This window comes from Desulfovibrio sp. SGI.169 (genome assembly GCF_050313595.1).
In the GTDB taxonomy this organism is placed as follows: Bacteria; Desulfobacterota; Desulfovibrionia; order Desulfovibrionales; family Desulfovibrionaceae; genus Desulfovibrio.
In genome coordinates, this window is the sequence record NZ_JBNPLS010000035.1 from 1 (window position 1) to 19,012 (window position 19,012).

Annotated in this window: 18 protein-coding genes; 3 read left to right on the forward strand and 15 right to left on the reverse strand. The window is 53.5% G+C overall.

Annotation, left to right across the window (positions count from 1 at the left end; all coding sequences use genetic code 11):
• Window positions 1-52: 52 nt before the first annotated feature.
• Window positions 53-331, reverse strand: coding sequence for a hypothetical protein (locus ACQRA4_RS12285; protein ID WP_304026316.1), 279 nt, complete (start codon window positions 329-331; stop codon window positions 53-55).
• Here ACQRA4_RS12285 and ACQRA4_RS12290 point away from each other — a divergent pair.
• Complete coding sequence (locus ACQRA4_RS12290; RefSeq protein WP_427823366.1) at window positions 330-680, forward strand: ankyrin repeat domain-containing protein; 351 nt, start codon at window positions 330-332, stop codon at window positions 678-680. The genes ACQRA4_RS12285 and ACQRA4_RS12290 overlap by 2 nt on opposite strands.
• Window positions 677-1,333, forward strand: a complete 657-nt coding sequence (locus ACQRA4_RS12295) for an ankyrin repeat domain-containing protein (protein ID WP_427823367.1) — start codon at window positions 677-679, stop codon at window positions 1,331-1,333. Before ACQRA4_RS12290 ends, ACQRA4_RS12295 begins: the two co-directional genes overlap by 4 nt.
• A 166-nt stretch (window positions 1,334-1,499) precedes the next feature.
• Here ACQRA4_RS12295 and ACQRA4_RS12300 read toward each other — a convergent pair whose 3' ends face one another.
• From ACQRA4_RS12300 to ACQRA4_RS12365, 14 genes are all read right to left on the reverse strand, one after another.
• A complete protein-coding gene (locus ACQRA4_RS12300; protein ID WP_304026311.1) occupies window positions 1,500-2,162 on the reverse strand; it encodes a DUF6935 domain-containing protein in 663 nt (220 codons plus the stop codon).
• Between the two features lie 96 nt (window positions 2,163-2,258).
• Window positions 2,259-3,350, reverse strand: coding sequence for a nucleoside hydrolase (locus ACQRA4_RS12305; protein WP_229772630.1), 1,092 nt, complete (start codon window positions 3,348-3,350; stop codon window positions 2,259-2,261).
• Between the two features lie 187 nt (window positions 3,351-3,537).
• Window positions 3,538-5,139 (reverse strand): hypothetical protein, encoded by a 1,602-nt coding sequence (locus tag ACQRA4_RS12310; protein WP_427823368.1) that lies wholly within the window; start codon window positions 5,137-5,139, stop codon window positions 3,538-3,540.
• Window positions 5,140-5,160: 21 nt separating this feature from the next.
• Window positions 5,161-5,952: a DUF6935 domain-containing protein gene (locus ACQRA4_RS12315; RefSeq protein WP_304026301.1), complete on the reverse strand. Its 792-nt coding sequence runs from the start codon at window positions 5,950-5,952 to the stop codon at window positions 5,161-5,163.
• 24 nt (window positions 5,953-5,976) lie between these two features.
• Complete coding sequence (locus ACQRA4_RS12320; protein ID WP_154511329.1) at window positions 5,977-6,627, reverse strand: hypothetical protein; 651 nt, start codon at window positions 6,625-6,627, stop codon at window positions 5,977-5,979.
• A gap of 249 nt (window positions 6,628-6,876) precedes the next feature.
• Window positions 6,877-8,721 (reverse strand): DUF2207 family protein, encoded by a 1,845-nt coding sequence (locus ACQRA4_RS12325; RefSeq protein WP_427823369.1) that lies wholly within the window; start codon window positions 8,719-8,721, stop codon window positions 6,877-6,879.
• A 258-nt stretch (window positions 8,722-8,979) separates the two neighbouring features.
• Window positions 8,980-9,543: a LemA family protein gene (locus ACQRA4_RS12330; protein WP_427823370.1), complete on the reverse strand. Its 564-nt coding sequence runs from the start codon at window positions 9,541-9,543 to the stop codon at window positions 8,980-8,982.
• 5 nt (window positions 9,544-9,548) lie between these two features.
• A complete protein-coding gene (locus tag ACQRA4_RS12335) occupies window positions 9,549-10,049 on the reverse strand; it encodes a hypothetical protein (RefSeq protein WP_427823371.1) in 501 nt (166 codons plus the stop codon).
• Between the two features lie 9 nt (window positions 10,050-10,058).
• Window positions 10,059-11,012 (reverse strand): hypothetical protein, encoded by a 954-nt coding sequence (locus ACQRA4_RS12340; RefSeq protein ID WP_427823372.1) that lies wholly within the window; start codon window positions 11,010-11,012, stop codon window positions 10,059-10,061.
• 32 nt (window positions 11,013-11,044) lie between these two features.
• Entirely contained in the window at window positions 11,045-12,517 is a 1,473-nt protein-coding gene (locus tag ACQRA4_RS12345; protein WP_427823373.1) for an ankyrin repeat domain-containing protein, read from the reverse strand.
• Between the two features lie 31 nt (window positions 12,518-12,548).
• Window positions 12,549-13,664 carry a DUF805 domain-containing protein gene (locus ACQRA4_RS12350; RefSeq protein WP_427823374.1) on the reverse strand — a complete coding sequence of 372 codons (1,116 nt, stop codon included), beginning with the start codon at window positions 13,662-13,664 and terminating at the stop codon, window positions 12,549-12,551.
• Window positions 13,665-13,750: 86 nt separating this feature from the next.
• Complete coding sequence (locus ACQRA4_RS12355) at window positions 13,751-15,376, reverse strand: bifunctional metallophosphatase/5'-nucleotidase (protein ID WP_427823375.1); 1,626 nt, start codon at window positions 15,374-15,376, stop codon at window positions 13,751-13,753.
• A gap of 94 nt (window positions 15,377-15,470) precedes the next feature.
• Window positions 15,471-16,958, reverse strand: coding sequence for a hypothetical protein (locus tag ACQRA4_RS12360; RefSeq protein ID WP_427823376.1), 1,488 nt, complete (start codon window positions 16,956-16,958; stop codon window positions 15,471-15,473).
• A gap of 330 nt (window positions 16,959-17,288) precedes the next feature.
• Window positions 17,289-18,524 (reverse strand): TMEM43 family protein, encoded by a 1,236-nt coding sequence (locus tag ACQRA4_RS12365; protein ID WP_427823377.1) that lies wholly within the window; start codon window positions 18,522-18,524, stop codon window positions 17,289-17,291.
• A 413-nt stretch (window positions 18,525-18,937) separates the two neighbouring features.
• Here ACQRA4_RS12365 and ACQRA4_RS12370 point away from each other — a divergent pair.
• Window positions 18,938-19,012: transposase-like zinc-binding domain-containing protein (locus ACQRA4_RS12370; protein ID WP_427823378.1), on the forward strand; the 75-nt coding region annotated here is incomplete at its 3' end.

Here is a 19,012-nt window from a genome sequence, read left to right on the forward strand (position 1 = left end):
AATTTTTTTACCTGCCTCAACTTTAGCAAGGCGCTTTTTTTTTGCATCATCCTCATGATGAGTTGTCCCGTTTTTTTAATGTCTCATCATTGAAAAAAGATGATCTCATCACGACAATGAGAAAGGCGTTGCAAGCCGCATGAAAACTTTTTTGTGACGTCATTTTGGCAAGGATGCGTTCTTCGGGGTGGTGGGCCATACTCTTGCCATGTCGCTCCCGACCAATGGAGGTTCCCATGCAAAAAAGATTTATGACGTTTGGAATGGTGCTGTTTTTCAGCCTGTCTTTCTGGAGTTGCCCGGCCTGGAGTGGCGAAGGATCCGCCATCATGGCCGCCATCCTTGAGAACGATCCCTCCGCGTTGCAAGAGGCATTGCAGTCGGGCGTCAGGCTCGATGTGACGGACAGCCATGGCCATACCCCCCTGGATATGGCGCTGGCGCATGGAAATGCGTTCAGCGCACCGGGCATGGTGGAGCTCTTGCTGCGGCACGGAGCCCGCCCCGGTCCCGGCCTGGCCGATCCGGCCCTGACACTGGCGCGCCTGCTTGCCACCCAGGCCCCCCTCAGTCAACTGGAGGCCGCATTACAGGCCGGAGGCAAGGCGGATTCCACCATGCCCAATTTTTGTGGGCTGCGGCACTCTGCCCTAATCCGGCCGTTCTGGAAGCCCTGGTGAAGGCCGGAGCCAACCCCCGACAAGTTCTGCCGGGGGGCGACGCCCGACTGGGGGACAATGCGCTTTTACTGGCGGCCGAGTATAATAGGAACCCGGAGATTATCCGTTTTCTGCTGCGTAGTGGCCTTGATGTGAATAGTAGGTCGTCTCTGCTGGGGGACAGTGCCCTGATGATGGCCTGCCGGGCGAACAAAAATCCTGCTGTGGCGGAAACCCTGATCCGTCACGGTGCCGATGTGAACATACGCAATGGGGTCGCCTGTTCAGCCTTTCTGTTCGCGGCGCGACGGGCGGACGGCTTGGTCCTCCTGCGTCTGCTGGCGGAGCGGGGGGCGGACGTACTGGCTGCCGATGCCAGCCTTTCCAATGCCCTGCACGCCGCCTGTTCAGGGCAGAGCGGCCTTTCCTCCGTCCGCTTTTTGCTATCCGTGGGCCTGCCCGTCAATGGGCGGAGCGGGCAGGATTTTGGCGCGTACAGCCCCCTGATGCTTGCCGTACGGAACGACGCTCCTGATGCGGACGTCATCCGTCTGCTGTTGCAACATGGGGCGGATCCGAGCCTGCGTGACTTGGACGGAAAGCGGGCTGGGGACGAGCTGTCCGTCGAGCGTATCATTTGGCTGAAACAGAACGGTCTGGCTGAAATCTTGTAGAATTGATCAAGGTGCGATGTTGCACTTGGGCGAAAAACATATATGTCTGAGGGGGACTAAAGGTCGCCCATCGCACAGAGGAAAAGCAGAGGCGATATCATGGGGGCAATTCATCTAGGGACTTTCTCAGGCAGGGTGGACAGCCATGATATCGCCTCTTGTTTCATCATCTGTTGTCATAATCCGCGTCATGACTGTTGTCAGGACGGGAGCTGGCAGGTTCGCGTACCTTCATATAGGTATCTGCATTGTTGATGACATACCAGAGTCCGTCCTGGTACTGCTTGACCCAGACTATACGGCGGCTGTCAGACCCTGATGAGATCAGGAAGACCCGGGCATAGTCGGCCTCGTTCGACTTGCCGGAAAAGACCAGCGAATAATTCTCGGGCGACATGCGGTAGCCGTTTTGAGGACTCGTTCCCGAAGCAAAACTTCTGAATATGTAGTGGCAGGCGGGATCCTTCAGGCGACGTGCAAATGTCACATACTTCTGTTTTTTTTCCCAGTTGGCATCAGCGTGCATGATATAGCGCAGCATCTTGGATGCTTCCGTCCGGCGACTGGGATCAAAGTAGCAGAATACGGCGTCAAAATACATTTTGACAGCCCCTTCGGGACTCCTGGCAACGGAGTTGCAACGTGATTTGAACTCGGCAAAGGTCGAAGGAAGCCCTGCCGGGGCGGAGGGGGATGATGTCACGCTGCCTTGGTTCATAAGCGGGTAGAAGAGCTGAGAAGTATTGAATGACTGGGGAACCGTGGGTACACATGCATTTATAAGCATGATACAAAGTATGGCCAGACAGGTGATGATATGTCTTTTCATACATTCATTCCTCTAAAAATATCGTGTGGTAGGCTAGACTAAAAGAATTTTGAATCGTTCTCAGAGCGTTTTCACCTGTCTGACCATGCAGGATTATCAGCGGGCGGACTTCCAGTACGTTTTGTCATTGACCATATTCCAGAAACGCTCCTGATCGATATCCGTTACGATACGGGCCTTGGAGCATCCGGCTGGAGAGACCTTGGGAAATGCCAGTGACTGCCCATACGACAGACCGTACTGTGTGTTCACATCGATGGCGCATGTCTGCTCCGCCGTGATGATGTCAGGATCGATGATCGCGGCGGCCACTAGGACGTCCCAGACGAAATGGGTGAAGGCGGGATCCTTGGCGAAGCTTTGACCGACGAAGGTGTTCTTCAGGATGTCGGCCTGAGGACTCTTGCCCAGACTGGTGAGGAGGCGATCATAATGGGCCTTGCGGAAGACCGCCTTCTCGCACACGTCCAAGCCGAATACGATCTGTTCCTTGAAGGGCGCGCGGACAGTTATCTGGGCGGCTTCGGGGTCTATCCACCAGTTGAACTCCGCCGCCGGAGTCACGTTGCCGGGCTGGAAAAAAGCTCCCCCCATATAGACCACCCGCTTAACCAGAGGCACGATATCCGGGGCCATGCGGATGGCGGCGGCCAGATTTGTGCAGGGACCGATGGCGACTATGGTCACTTCATGGGGGTGTGCCCGGATGGTGTCGATGATGAAATTGACGGCATGTGTCTTCAGCGGCTTGAACTGCGGTTCCTTGCCATAGTGCGTCTTGTAGAAGTCCTGCCAGCTTGCAGGTTCTGACCGCCCCAGCGAGCCCAGCCAGGCGTCGTGTCCCATGCCGAACTGGGCGCGCTCCATCTCGAAAAGTTCGTGCCTATGCGGGCGCAGGGGGTAGCGCATGCCTTCCACTACAGGAATATCGCGTTTTTCGATCTCCAGATGACGCAAGCTGTAGGCCACGCCCTCCTGTACCCAGCTGTTGCCGGTGACGCAGGTTACGCCAAGCAGATCTATGCCCGGCGCATTGGCCAGCATGATGAGGGCTACCCCGTCATCGAACATCTCGACCATGTCCGTATCCAGCAAGACTTTCTCTTTCTGCTGGGCCGCCTGAACACTTGTTCCGCAGAGCAGGCAAAACGCCGCCATGCTCAACAATATGTGACTAATGATTCTCATGATTGTACTCCTTGCTTGTTTTGTCCTGTCAGAGCTCGAAAGGGCTGCGACGTCATCTTGAAGGATAATCAAGGCTCAACATTACGTCATGGGGTCAGTGATGACTATGTGATAACCACAATCGTTCAAAAATTTTTCCGAATAGAGCTATGGAAGTAGTTTATGGTATGATTGCATGGCAACACTTCTAAAGTCCTTTGAAATATACGTCCACATAATCGACTACGGGGTCACAGGGGTTATCCATTTGCTGGAGCCGCCAGTACTTGCGGTTTTTCGTTACGCGAAATGTAAATTCTCCCGAGCGGGGACAGGGCTTTCCGCCGGCAATATGGCTCACCCGTGTGACAAGAACCCCCGTGACCACAAAATTTTTGTCATCTAGGATGCGCACGTCGCCGTTCAGGGTTACAAAATCACCTTTGTGTTCCTGCCTGGCATCAATACGCAGGCCGCCCGTTTCCGTGCGAGAAACAACAGCCTCGCCCATGGGGCCTTCTATCCACTGCAGGGAGAACATGTGCTTGCCCAGCAGCTTTTCTTCCATTGGGATCGACTTGGTGGCAGACGCGGTCGTTTGGGGTACAAGGAGTACATTCAGTTTGGTCAAAAGAACCTTTTTGTCCAAGGGGGCAAGCTTGTTGCCATTGGCTTTTACTTTTTTAAGAAATTCCGCGATGATGGCGGCCGTTTCCGTACCCGGATTCTCCAATGTCACACTCTCCAGCTCTTCCAACCATTCATTTTCCATCTTACCATTGTTGTAGTCAGGAAAGGCGGGCGTGTTGGGCAAGTCGCTGAATAAAATGTAGGTTGCAAATTCAAGGTAACGTTTTTTGCCTTCGATGAAATAAAAGCTGTCGGCGGGCACTGTTTTCAGGTATTGTTCCCACTGCGTAGCCCATGTTCCCATCTCTTTCACCGAATGACGGCAACCGCCATCGGAGAACAGTATTTGCGGCTGAGTGTCCAGCAGGTTCACATAAGCAGTATAGGCGGCAACGGGAGGATCAAAGATGACTTTTTTGCGCAAGGTGATCAGGTCTGCCATGAGGAAGGGGCTGCCCTCGACGATCCCTGGAATCAGGCAATAGCTGGCCAGTACATCAAAAATTTTCTGGTCATCAGTGCTTAAACTAGCTTGGGAGCCGACATATTGGGTTTTCGCCCAGCGGTCCAAGAGTTGTATCACACTGTCTTCTACCGCGTGGATATCCTTACTGGTAAAGGTGGCGTAGTCAGTCCCTGCAAGCACCTCTATTGCCGCCTTGTTGGACTCCATGCCTTCATATTTGCTGAGAACGGTATTACAATTTTGTACCCAGACATCCAAGGCCGTTTTTAATGCAGCTTCGTCCACAGCACCGTTGGAGGCTATATCCTCAGCCTTGGGTGCGGGCATAAGTTCCACACGCACGCCTTGTGCTGCCGTAGCATCAGAAGTGTTTCCGGTCGTCTTAAGAGGTGTTCCATTCTCATCCTCCACTTGGACCACGTCCGCAGCGCTGATGTACGCATCGGGAGTTCTGTACACAAGGTGAGCATAGGCCATGCCATCTCCGATATGCTTCTGAACCTCCACCACCTTGATCCACTGCGGACTGGAACCGCTCCCGGTCATGTCGTTCACTATCCAGCCTTTTCGGGCTGTATCCAGCCGCCTGGCATCAGTGGATGCGTCCTCGCGTATGGGGGTATCACGTACAACTTGCCAGAAAGCGGCGTGGGCCGTGCCAACATACAAAGCCATCCCCAGAACGCCACACAGTGCGATCCAGAATCTTTTCATGTTTGTCTCCTTTTGACGATGCTACCAGGTAGACATCGCAGGCTCTTCACTTTCCGAAGGCTGTTGTTGTGCCACTGAAGGGGTTACTGCTTCTGAAGATTGTAGTTGCTCTGGAGGAGTTACATCTTCCGAAGGCTGTGGTTGTACTGCTGGAGGAGTTACATCTTCCGGAGGCTGCGGTTGCGCCGGAGGAGCAACATCGAAATTGGCATCGTGGCTATTGTTCAGAGCAGAGACCGCAGGATCACGTACTTTTGCATACGTATCTGAATTATTGATGACATACCAGAATCCATCAGGATACTGCTTGACCCATACTCTTCGGTCCGAGTCTGCTCCGGACGAACGCAAAAACACGCGGATATAATCCTGTTGCTGGTCTTTTTTGGAAAAGACTAGCCTATAATCATCGGGTGACATACTGTATCCATTTTCAGGACTTGTTCCCGATGCGAAACTTCTGAATATATAGTGGTAGGAAGGCTCCTTCAGACGACGTATGAATGTTACATACCTCTGATTCCCTTCCCAGTTGGCATCGGCGTGCATAATATAGCGCAGCATCTTGGATGCTTCCGTCCGGCGATTGGGATCAAGGTAGCAGAATACGGCGTCAAAATACATTTTGACAGCCCCTTCAGGGGTGACGGCGACAGTATGGCAGCGCTCTTTAAAGTCTGCATAGGTTGATGGAAGACCTTTCGCTGAGGCAACAGTATTCTTTTCTTTTAATGGTTTGGCCGAGATGCAATACGGATCCAGGCACATGCCCATGATAAGCAGGGACATGATTAAAAAAAGTTGTGTTCTCATACGTTTTTCCTGCAAGTATGGCTATCAATCTGAGCACAGAAAGGAGCCAAAATTTTGTGAAACAGTATCTGACGACATGGAAACAGTTCCTTTTAGATCAAACAAGTGAGGTCCTAAGAAAGAGCCTCCATAAGGGAGCCTTATTTTACCACAGGTTCCTATCTTGGATCCGGATTTCATGGCAAAGACGGCAGGCACTTCGCTCATGGATAAAACCCCCCATTGGTCCAGATCGTCACCTGCAAAGGCATAGGCACCTTTTTGGCACCCCACACATTGAACCTTGTTGATCTGTGCCTTGATGGCCGAACCTCCTTTTATGACCACAAAACTGTCGGCCTGTGTCATAATGGTATATCCGGAAGTCATGAATTCTCTTTTTTTGTCAAAAATGTGTGCTCCATCAAACATTTTTTCGCATTTTTTTATGGGACTTCTGGTCTTTAGTATAATCCACTTTGATTGCTGATAATTGGGATCCTTGTGCTGGATGATCTTTCCGTCGAGACTGTCAGGAGTAAACGTAAAAACTCGTTTATTACACGACCAGCATCCCCATTCTATGACAGGGATAGTACGTTCTTCACCGGAATCACCTGCCAGGCTAACGCTTGAGTTGCCTATGATTAAACAAAGCAGCAGGGTTATTGCAGGCAATGCCATGTTGGCTTTCATGTTCATTCACTCCTGTAAGGGGGTATTATTCCATCGCATAAAAGCGGGATTTGTTTTTATGTCATCAAGTCTGGTGACGTGTCAGATAATCCGATTTCGGGATAGCGTGGTTTCACTATTCCCTGGAACTTTATTGCGAATGTCACTCTTGTCTGTGACACAGCCCCATGTTTCCTTTTTTCATGCCCGGACTGGTATCCATCACGATATCCTCGCCAGAATCGGTCATACGTCATGTGCCAAACAGTGCTATCTCCCCTGCATGCGGTGCTCGTATTCGGCCAGCCTCTGCAGGGAACTGCCGCGGAACTGCAGATCCGCCAGAGAGGTGGCGAATTGTGCCCCCCAAGCCTTTTCCAGTCCCAGCGCCACAGCGTAGGGCATGAAACGGTGGAATTCTTCCGGTGTCCGGTCCGGCGGATTAAAGGTGTTGAGACGCGATGCTTCTGCAGTCCCCAGATACAGGGCAAGACCTTCGATCTCCGCCAGAATCTGCGCGGCCTTGGGGGCAGGTCGCTTCATGAGAGGCATGAAGACCATAGGCAGAAGCAGAATGCCCATAAAGGCCAGATTGCCGCTGCCCATAAAACTGTTGGCCCAGAAGAGTGTCCCTCCCACCACAAAGAAAAGCAAAAGGAAGCCCAGAATCTTTAAGGGGACTAAGAATACTTCCGTAATGCTTCGGGTCAGCCAGAGGAGATAGCCCATCAATCCCAGCCAGAGCAGGGGGCGCAGCGCACTCCAGCTGTGCATGAACGGGTAAAGGGCAAAGTCCGACATGCTTTCGTCGAGGATGACGTCATACACCAGCATGACGGGCACGAGCAGTATATAGACTCCCAGAAGGAGCAGGTTGAGGTAACCCATTTCCTGCCAGCGGACCAGGATGCTGACTGCATACTGTGTGCTACGATGGGTCAAGAAGGTGAGGCCGAGCGTCAGGCTGAAGGCGGCCAGGACTGCAGGGATGTCCTCAGCACCAAAATTGAGCCAGAGGGCACCCTGAGCCAGGAGTGTCCCGCCATAACAAAGGATGAACATCAGGCTGACCAGGTTCCCGTTTATTTGCCACATGTCGCGGTACTGGGAAGCGAGGGCCTCGTAGGATGTGGAGCGGGCCTCGGCCACCTTCCAGGCGTTTTTCCTGCTCACTTCAAGAGGCTGGGGCGGGCGGGTGGGAAAGAGCTTCCGTAGGCAGCGTCGCTCTGCCATGTCGAAACCACGACCCCGCTTCAGGAGGTCTTCCCAGATGCGGCGTTTGTGCTGGCTGCTTTCATCTCCTTTTGGGCCGGTATTCCTGTTTTCGGTGCCGTAACTGTCTATGGAGGTCCGCTTCATGATCTCACTGCTTGTCCGCAGGACATAGGGATCCGTGCGACTGCCTGTGCCAGTCATATCCACCATTTTCTGGGTCGCCAAGTTCAGCAGGAGCGCGGAAAAACCGCGAGAGGTCAGCATGGCCGCCTCGCGGATATAGGCCACGGCTGCCGGAGAGAGCGTTTTGCCGTCCGGACCAAGGGGCGGATAGAAAAGCGGGATGGAGACCTTGGGGCGCGGGTTCTTGCCGAACTTGAACCAGATCCCGCCGCACAGGAGCAGGAGCAGGGCAAAGACGCCCCACAGGGTGCTTTTGACGGTGGAGAGCGTTTCTTCTGATCCATCGGAGGTGACGACGCCTTTGTTCCATTCCACGGAAACGACAAAGTGTTCAGTATCCATCATGGGCTCTTCACCTCGGAAGAAGGCCACCCCATCCTTGTTGAGCCATTGGGTGACGGGTCTGTGCCCCATGGTTGTATGCCCCAGCCGGGACCATTGCTTGCTGACGATCGCTCCTTTCGGCAGGGCTATGGCGCAGGAAAGCCTAAGGGGGCTACTATTGTGCCGACTTGTGCCCCAGATATCCCAGTCCAGTCTATCCACGTTGGAGAGAAAAAGAATCCTGTCTCTAGCCTTGTACTTCAGGGTATATTCGTGCACGGACAGGCTTTTGTCCTGGGCCATAAGACGCACGTGGCGGCTATTGTCTTTTTCCTTCACATACACGCTGGGAGTGACGGGCTTGCCATCGGCTGTGACTGACACCAGCTCCATATCCGATTCCTGTACGAAGGGGGCGAGACTGCCGTAGATCTTTGCCCCACTGCTCAGAGGACGTTCCACGGAAGGACCAAAGCCCTTCAGCCGCTCGATAATGGTTAACTCTCCGTCGGGAGCCACCTGGATAAGGGCAAAGCAGGAAGGCATGTCCGGGGATGGGGCGGAAGAGAGAGGAGTTTCCGCCCCGAGTGCTACGACTGCTGGGGGGAGCATCACCGCCCATAGAAGAAGCAAAATGACGCGACACATGTCTTAAAACCTCACTTCCGGCACAGTCGCTTCTGCGGGATCGGCCAGTTCAAAATATTCTATCTTGCCGAAGCCGAAGGCGCGAGCCACCAGATTGCCGGGAAACTGCAGCACACGATTATTCTGGTCGCGGGCTGTGCCGTTGTAGTAGCGGCGGGACAGCTGGATCTCATCTTCCAGCAGGGCAAGCTGTTCTTGGAGCTGCATGAAGTTTTCGCTGGCGCGCAGATCGGGATAGTTTTCCGATACGGCAAACAGGGAACGCAAGGCTCCCATCAGCTGATTTTCCGCATTGGCGATGGACGACAGCGAGCCGGAAGAAGAGGCGGAAACAGCCTGGGCGCGCAGCTCGGCGATTTTGGTGAGCGTATCCTGCTCGTGGGTCATGTAGCCCTTGACGGCACTGACCAGCGAGGGAATCAGGTCATGACGGCGCTTAAGCTGTACACCGATGCCGCTCCAGGCCTCATCCACCATATTTTTTCCATTCACCATGCCGTTATAGAGCAGAATGAGGCTTATGGCGATCGTTAGGGCAATACCTACTATGATGATGACAGTAATCATAATGTCTACTCCATTTCTTCATTCACGATGTTCACGGGATACAGGTGCAGAGAGCCGTCATTTCCGTTGTAATTCAGGGAAAAAACAGGGGTTGTACCATCCTCCGCTGCATAGGAAAACCCGATATTGGGTATGCTGCCTATCATTTCGACAAGAGCATAGAGGGGCTTGTCCGGACTGAACAGTGGCAGGGTATAAAGCATCTTTGTCTTTTTGAATCTGATGGTCGTATCATTGGGATCCTTGTTGGGCACATACTCAATGGCTATGATGCTGAAGTTCCTCAGAGTTTTTTGGGCTGCGACAAGCAGCTTGACAGTGTAGTCCTGATTGGAGGTGACGGTCAGCTCATACGCCCCAACGGCCAGCTTGTTCAGGAGATCCGGGGCTTCCCTTACAGACAGGGGCGCGGGCAGGCCGGTCTGTGATGTCGCATAGGCTGTGTTCATCATGCCCAAAGTGATCATGAGTGCCACAAGGGCAGGAATCAGGCTCGTTTTCATCATATTTCCCTCCTATTCTCCATAACGGTATTTCTTGCTCTGCATTACGTTTTCAAATAGCGCGAGGAGTTCCTTCTTAAAATGTATATATCCTTGATATTCAGTAGGATTAAACACAACATCAATAATCTCAATAGGTATTGCATCTCCATAATTGTGAATATAGTATTCATTATCCGGTGCATCATCTTGCTCTGGATAATACTCCACATAAAAAGTCACGTAAGGGACGGCCGTTGCATCATTATCCATTTGTGCGGCCTTGGCCTTATCGTTCCAGAGGTTTGGCTTGTGCCGCTTGATTAGTCCATTCAGCTTTTGCAGAAAGAGGGGGGCAGTCTTGTAATATTCCTTGTTGCCAGCTATGTTCCCACGGCAGATCCGGACGTTTACCTGAGAAGATAAATCCTGGGCGCATAGCATCAGCCATGTGTTTTCGTTTTGTTCCAAGTGTTCATGAAATGAGAAAAAGCGGATCTTGTCAGAATGTATTTCCTTTGGAGGTTCATAGGGATAGCGCTGTACAGTCTTTTCCCACAAATCCATAAGATCCGAGATAAAAGCCTGGGAGCCTTGCGGCAGAGTCCGGCCTGAGATGGATAGCTTCTGTCCCGAATCCCACAGGACATTTAGTGAATAGGATCCTTCATCCAATGCATATATGCCATCGGGAAGTGGTTTGTCCCGATGATCGGTCCAGGCAATAATGTTGTGGTGTGCGGCAAGAATAGATAAGTGTTCCAGCACCCAGCCATTGGCTTCCCGGCGATATTTTTTTTCTTTGTAGTTCACCTGCATCATGACTTTGCCGTCTCTGGTTGTCCATACATGGAAAGATTGAGGTGCCATCATGCCGGAAACAATGTAGGAGAAGGAACGCACACTATCCAGATTTTTGGCTGAACAGGGCGTAGGCAGGAAAAGAAGAAAAAAGGCCGGCACCAGTGAGAACAGGGAGAGATGCATTCTTGCCTCTTGCTTAGAGTGTTATCGGGCTTTCAGCGCCATTCATGCCGATAGGGATTTGCCCATACACATTCCGGCGGCAGCCAGCCGCTGACGTTTCGCCCCGTCTTGGTGGTGCAGGAGACCTTGAGCCAAGCGCCGCGCACACTCAGAAGACGCAGGGGCGTATCCGTGGGCAGGATGGCCACCTTAGGGGCATTGTAATCGGGGTTGGCTTTCAGGCGGGCATCCCCATCCTCGGTTGCGCAGGCATAGGCACCCAGCACGCTTTTGTGCATCCAGCCTTGCTTGTCGCCATAGTAGAGAACCTTGAACCAACCTTTCCGCTCTTCCAGAAGTGTGACTACACGCCGCGTCAGCTTCTCATCATCGGGCAGCTCGTTATTGACCGGGAAGGGGATGGTAGCGATGATTTTGCCGGAGGGAGCATCGCGCACGTTGGTTCCCATCCTGTCGCTGTCCGTAATCAGAGCCTGTACAGACATGCTCTCGTACGGCATGGCGTTGCTGACAAGCGGGGCTTGAATGCCCGGAGCATTCGTGTCCATGAGCGCATTCTGCGTCTGCCCTTCAACGCTGGTGGAAGCGGGGTTGGGGGGGGCAATACCTGATGCAGCTTGTCCACCAGAACGTTCTCTCTTCGCCCGCTTTTGCCGCGCAGCATTGTCCCACAGCCAGCCCAGACCGGCATCCTTCAGCCAGGCTTCACGCTCGGGCCATAACCCTTCCCATGCACGCTGTCCCTGGCTGTCCCGGACTTCCGTATCTGCGCCTCTTTCCAGCAGGGCCTTGATAACTTGCGGGTTCTGGTTTCTGCGGACGGCCACCATGAAGGGAGTTTCCCCCATCATCTGGGGATTGGTCACGGCATCGACATCCAGACCTGCATTGATGAGGATATGGACAGCCTGAGGATCCCATCCCTGTTCAGCAACAATGTGCAGAATGTTCTGTCCTCCGGCCTCTTCGGGCAGTCCCTTCTTCGGATCTGCTCCGCCTTTTATCAGCGCGTGCAGTACCGATGCGTCCGGCTGGAACACGGCCGCCCACAGCAGGGGGGTGAAACCGTTCGGTAGTATTTTGTTCGTTCCGCCAAAGTTTATGGTGCTGCGCCATTCCTCCAAAGGAGCCTTGCGAACAGCCAGTCTGGCCAGATTCAGAGGCGGGCCGAGATACGCTTCCGCTTTTCCGGTGCCTGGGCGCGCACCAAGCTGGACCATAGACTGAACAGCACCAAGTTCCTGTGCGGAAGCACCTAACAGGGCATAATCAAGAACCGTGAGACCTGAGCTGTCCTCTTGATTCCATGCATCGCCTTCCCTGTGAGGAACTGGCTCATCGCTTTCCTGCATACCTTCATATACCCATTCCTGTTTGTCTGCCCAGGCCTGCGCATAGTCATTGAGGACCATGAACTCAGTGGTTGCCGCTGCGATGCCGGGCACGCCCGGAGCGAATGCTGCCAGAAGCAGAACAAAACAGTAAGGGAACAGACGGATTGACATAAGGGAGCCTCCCATGTGGTCTGTCGGTTGTTTATTGAGATATGGTACGGACCTCGATGGGCTGAGGCACGGCAAAATCCATGCCGTACAGCCGTATGGTTTTGGGCGTAGAACCATCCAGTTCAGGGAAAAAGAATGTCAGCTTTTGTGCGGCCCGTTCCGGTACTGTCACAAGGCGTTCCCCGACGGGGTTTTGCTCGTAGACAAAATTTTCCTGATCCAGCAGAAGGATCTGCTGTTTCTCCGTAAGCCCGGTCAGGCGCACGGGGAACTCCTGCGGGTTTTTGACGGCCAGAATGATGCGCCAGGAGCGGTCTTCCTGTTGTTCAGCCTTGAGGACTCGCGTTTCAGTCAGGGTCGCGAGGTCTTTGCTGTTAGTGATGAGCCGCGTGCCGTCCGAGCCGTCGAGCTGGGCCTGCATATCGCGTGCGCCTTCCTGCATACCCTTCGTCATACCGCCGATGGCTTCCCCCATAATGGAGAACAGGCCACCGAATGCTTCCTGAAGGTTCAGTTCTACTTCTTCTTTGGAGGAAGATGAGGAGGGAGTGGGAGAGAAACTGTGCGTGCTCTCCGGGGAGCCTGAATGCGAAGCAATGGAAGATGATGATTCCGCGCTGGACGCGGTTTTCGCCGTGAAAAGCGGAGCGGCAAGGCTCAGCCCCACAAGACAGTACAGGCCCAGGAAAGTGCTCATAGTGCGCGTGTTGCCGTTCCCCTCTCGCCTTTCCGTTTCTACGCCCATTTGTGTACCGACCTCACGGAGGCCGAAGCGGTTATCTGCGGCCTTGCCGGGCAGGCAGAAAAAAATAAACAGGGGAATGAGGCCCACGATGGTCAGCCCCAGCAGCATCCACCAGCCGTTGAAGTTGATGTCGTGCAGACGCCGTACAGCAACGGCCAGAGCAGGCAAGAAAAGTGCCAGCTGAACGATGCCCATGGCATCATCTGCCGTTTCCGTGCCCATAAGCTGCTGAACGGCGGCGTAGATTGCCATGCATACAAGCGAATTGAACAGGGAAAACCACCAGTACTCCGCCCTCGTAGCGCGCCCACGGAATGTTGCGTATTTCCTGAGGCAGCGGACAACGGATTCCTTGAAGCCCAGCCTGTGCGGATTTGGAGTTATGCTATGTGCGCTGTTCATGGCTGTTCTCCTTTGTAGAGCCCGTCAGAATCTTCATGTTGCGGATGGCGGACGGGTTCGGCGTGGTCTCTGTTCTTCCGGGGTGTCTACTTACGAATGATGCGTTCGCCCTTGGGCTGAGGCAGAGGTAAATGCTTCTTCATGTATTCTTCCACCACCGTAATATCGATGGGTTCGGGCGAAGGAATCACCTTGCTATTCTTGAGCATTTCGTAAGCATCCCCGCCGCGTGCCAGATAATCGGTGATGATGATGCCATAGTGGGCTTTGGGGTCGAGGGAAGTGGCCGTGTCCTTTTCATCCAGGATTTCCGCCTTGACTACGCGGGAACCCGCCGGACGCGTACCGTCAACGACATAGCGCAGACCTGCGGTGTGCAGAAGGCGCGGGCCCTTGGCGCCTTCTTCAGAAACGCCATGTTCAAGGGCTGCCAATAATAGTTCTCCCGTGAGTTCGCGTATCACCAGAGTGTTGCCGAACGGGATGACGCTGAGCAGATCGCCCCGGGAAATGGATCCTGCAGGAAGGGCAGCTCGCACGCTGCCGCCGTTACACAGGGCTACATGCGCGCCAAAGGGGCGTGCGTATTCCAGCATGGCGTCAGCGATAAGGCTGCCTCCCAGGCAGTCATCCTCGCGGCAGGCATCCATTCCATCGGGCATGGAAATATTGTGGCTGCCTACCTTGATATTGCGGTATTCATCCAGAATGGTGGCGTAGTTCTTTACCAAGGCACTTATTTCCGCATTGCGCGGTTCTGAGGCAGAAAGTTCTCTCGCTCCACCGCTCCAGGCTAGGGGAACTCCCTGTTTGTCAAAACTGACATTGAGCTCACCCAGATACTGCGTGGCCCGTTTGGCGCTGACCACCAGTACAGGCTGTCCAGAGGGGGAATACTCGACTATGGGATAGGGACCTTCCTCGGAGTCCGGGCCCAGATAGCTGTGACTATGGCCACCTACGATAATATCCACACCGTCCACGCTGCGCCCCAGTTCCCTGTCGTCAGCCAGTCCAATGTGCGTAAGAGCGATGATGTGCTTTACACCTTGTCCCTCCAGCTCCTTTACTGTCCTTTGCAGGCAGTTGACCGTATCTTCGAAAAGAGTATGGGAGCAGGCGGAGGCCAGATTAACTACTTCATTGTTGGCTATGCCCACTATGGCTACTTTTTGCCCGCGTACTGTGAGTACGGTGTAGGGAGCATAGTTGCCTTTGAGCATGGGACAGCCTTTTTCGGGCTTCAGGTTGGCTGCCAGCACGGGAAAGGGAATATCCTCCAGAAAGCGCGTCAGTTCCAGGCAGCCTTCGTCAAATTCATGGTTGCCCAGTGTCATGGCGTCGTAAGGCATGTACTGCGCCAGCGCGGCAAGCATGGGCCACTTGTTTACGCTGTAGAAAAGGGTCCCCTGAAATTGATCACCCGCATCCAAGGCAATGACGTTGTCGTTTTGCGACTTGGCCGCGCGTATGGCACTAGCGATGCGGCTCAGTCCGCCGCGGCATTCTTTGTCATCAAAGCAGGCGTTGCCATACTTGTTGATGCCCGCAATGTGGGAATGTGTATCGTTTGTATGCAGGATGGTCAGTGCAAGACAGTCTTCCTCCAGAGATGGACGCTGCGTATGCGAACAGCCTTCCTGTGCCAGGGACAGGGTAAAAAGCAAAAGCACTGTACAGACTGTTTTCGCGCAATGGCACAGGATGTTCATGCGAACCCTCCCCGAGTAGTCAGGTTTAAGAAACATCTTGCTTTTTGGACTGGCAAGGGGGCCGCAGGCCCTGTCGCTTGCGGCCCCGTTCATGTTAACGCTGTTCAACCTTCACGTTCTGGGCAAAGCCGCTCAGTTCAGCATCAGGGAAGGCCCCTTTGGAAACGATTATCCTCTTCAGATTTGGCAGGGCCTTGAGGGGGGCTAGGCTGCTGATGCCTTTGCTACCCTTCATCTCTACATAGGTGAGCCCGGAGCACCCCGCCAGAGCTTCAAAATCGGCTATCTGGCTGTCGTTGATTCTGACCGAGCTCAGATTGGACAGTCTGGCCAGACCAGACAGGCTGAATGGCTCACCTTCCACATTAACCTTGACCAGAGTAAGTTTTTCCATGGAAGTGAGAGCGGCCATATTGCCCGCGTTCACGATCTTGGCACCTGTGATGCTCATTTCTTTCAGCTTGCCCCAGCCCTTGGCGCAGGCCATGTCAAAGGGGTCACCGCTTTTTTTATTGTACTCCGAGGTGATGGTGAACTTCTGCAGCTCCGTCAGTTCAGCCAGGGCAGCGGAATTGGTAGCACCGTCCACTGACCAGAGCTTGAGTTCCTTCAGCGTCTTCGTTTTACCCACACTACCAAGGTCACCCACGGGAACGCGCATTTTCCAGATTTGGAGCTTTTCCACTTTGGAGGAAGCCAGGGGGGAATAGTCGGTCACGTATTCGGCAAACACGTCAAAGACACGCAGGGCAGGCAATTCGGCGACAAAGGCTATGTTGTCCAGCTTGGTGAGACCGCCATTGAGCTCCACGATCTGCTTCAGCGCACCCAGAGTAGAGAAGTCGGCTTCCTTGACAGCATAGTAGGTGAGCTTCTTCAGTTTTTCACAGTTGGCCAGCGGGCTGAAGTCCTTCACTGTTGCTCCATAGAGATTCAGTTCGCTCAGGTTGGGCATCTTGGCGAGAGGAGCAAGGTCATTGATGGTGCAGTATTTCAGCTCAAGCTTGGAGCTCCCTAGGTGCTGAAGCGGCGAGAGATCCGTTGGAGCGGCTCCATTGATGGTGACGCGGGGATTGCCCGACAAAGTGGGAAAGCCCTCAAAAGACGTCAGGGAATTCCCGGCGTTGATCTCGACCTCCTTGAGGCCGGTCAAGTCCGCCATCCATTTAAGGTCTGGGCCCATAGCGTCGCTGGTCAGTTCAAGCTTGATTAGCTTGAGGTTGGCTAAAGGTGACATATCCGCCACGGATTCGGCGTCCATCTCAAAAGAGGTCAGATTTTTGAGCCCCGCCACAGGAGCGATGCTCGTGATTTCATCCTTTTTGCCTTTGATGCTGATACTGGTGGCATCGGGGAAGGTCTGGCAGAACTTGACCAGATCTGCATCGTTGATGTTCTCAAGTTTAAAAGTCGGTATCTTGATTTTGCCAGCAAACTCCTTGGCCTGGCTGATGCCATCATCGGTGAGCGCTTCTTTCACGGTGATGGTGCTGCCGGAACGCTTGACGGAAGGCTCCGCATAGGCTGATGAAACACTCAGCCCCACTGCCAGCATGGCGCAAAGAATGGTTTTCATGGACATATAGGTTTCCCTCCTGCTTCTTTTTGAGGAATGTTTTGTCCAACCTTTGGGAGACGTTGCCTGTCACCGTCTGCATTTTTCCCCTGAGCCGACGGTATTTGTTCAGACTGCGAATATCCGCTTGTTCAAACGGGACGCAACGTAACAACCTGAGAACACTGATACTCTCTATTCTTGTGTAAACAGCTCCCTAACGCTGTCCCATTTGAGATTGAGATCCGCTGCCCATGCCGTTGCACATAGTGCGTGCAATACAAACATTGCGACGATAATCTTCTTCATCTTTTGCTCCTTGTCTTTTCATGGTTACAGATAGAACGCCACTGCACTCTAGGCCGAGGCAGGATTTGCCTTCTTCATGCGTCCCTTGATGAACAGCAGGATAACGAGCGCAAGCGCTGCGCCCAGCAGGCAGAAGCCCAGCACGGGACGGAAACGTACCCACGCTATGGCGATGATCACCAGTGACCAGGCAGAGCCCAGCAGGCCAGCCACCAGACCCGTACCGGCGCCCACGATGCTGCCCAGCAGGGGAATGACGTCGGCGAGGACCTTGAGAGGGGCGAAGACCATGCCGAAACCGGTGACGCACAGCACGAGGCCCAGGCCGCGCAGGATCCAGGCCATGGTGGCGTTGCCGCTCTTGGCGGCGTCGAACATGCTGTTCATGTCCTGTACGCCCATGCTGAGGCGGGAGAAGGTGTTGCCGTTGGAGGCACGGAAGGGAACGAAGGTATCGCCGTTCACCTTGGCGAGGATGGAGACCTCGGCGGCCGGGGTCTCGAAGAAGGTCGCGCGCACGTCACCGATGGACGGTGTACCGGGCTGGCGGCCTACATAAAGAGTGTTGCCCTGGATATGGATCATACTGGCGCCCTGCTGTCCCACCACCTGGGAGGTATCCATGTTGGCGTTGGGAGCAAAGAAAGCCTTTTGCAGTTCCGCGCGCTGCGCATCACTGAGGGAAATGGTCAGAGCCTTTTCTCCGCTAATGGAGCGGGTCAGGAATTCAGGGAAGCGGTACGCTCCAAAGGTGACGTTGGGGGCAATCCAGCTCACGTTTTCAGACTGGATGCGAGTCTTGTTTTCGTGTCCTTCCATCTTCTTGAAGGTCTGGGAATCCACGGGAGTGTCAACCCATTCCTTGGAATAGGTATAAGTGGTGACAGTTTCTTCTCCGCCGCCCAGCTTCGTTCTCTTTTCGGACTTACTGTGTTCGACCCACTGGTAATATTCCACGTGTCGGCGCATCTTAATGGCGTTTACCTTGACGCCGAAAACCGGGTCAGTCAGCTCGTCGTTTGTGACGGCGTTCCCCCTGGCATACACCAGCTTGCCTTCAAAAGCGCTGTCAATCTTGTCGATGCTGGGTATGGGCTCCGTCACCATCTGAGCTTCGGCAATGGCGTCGCCCGTGCGTACGGTGCGGCCTTCATTCCACCACAGCAGTACGGTAGCCGCGATGATCAGGAGAATGCCTGTTCCGATTCCCTTGAAGGAATTTCCGAGGCGGGAAAACCAACTGGTGCTTGTAACTTCCGTGTACGAACTGTTTTCATCGCTCATGGCTTTTCCTTGCTAGATGGTTGCGTTGTTCCGGGGCATAAACTTTTCCGCTTCCTAAGTGGAACATAGTTGAAGGATGTGTTTTTTTGCATCATCTCAGTAATGAACGGGAGGCATTTTTTTTGATTCGCCTATTTTTTTGATAAAAAAAGTTCTCATCCAGACAATGAAATCGGCTTCGTCCGGCTGATGAAAAAGGCCTCATCCCAATGATGAACAATGGACTTATCTATTTGATAAAAAAGAGGTTATACCGGGAACGCTTGCAAGTTGCATACAAGTCAGGAAAGGAAGTTTTCGGGCTTGGCAGATTGAATTTCTCGGCCAAAAGAGCTAAGAAATAAATGGTATAAATTTGGGAGAGTATTGCATAAAGAATGTTATAATGGCATACTCCAGTTAAGGAGTTCTTTATGCAATACTGTCCAAAATGTGCGTCAGAGCGGATTGTGAAGAATGGAAGACACTTGGAGCGTCAGAGATTTCGC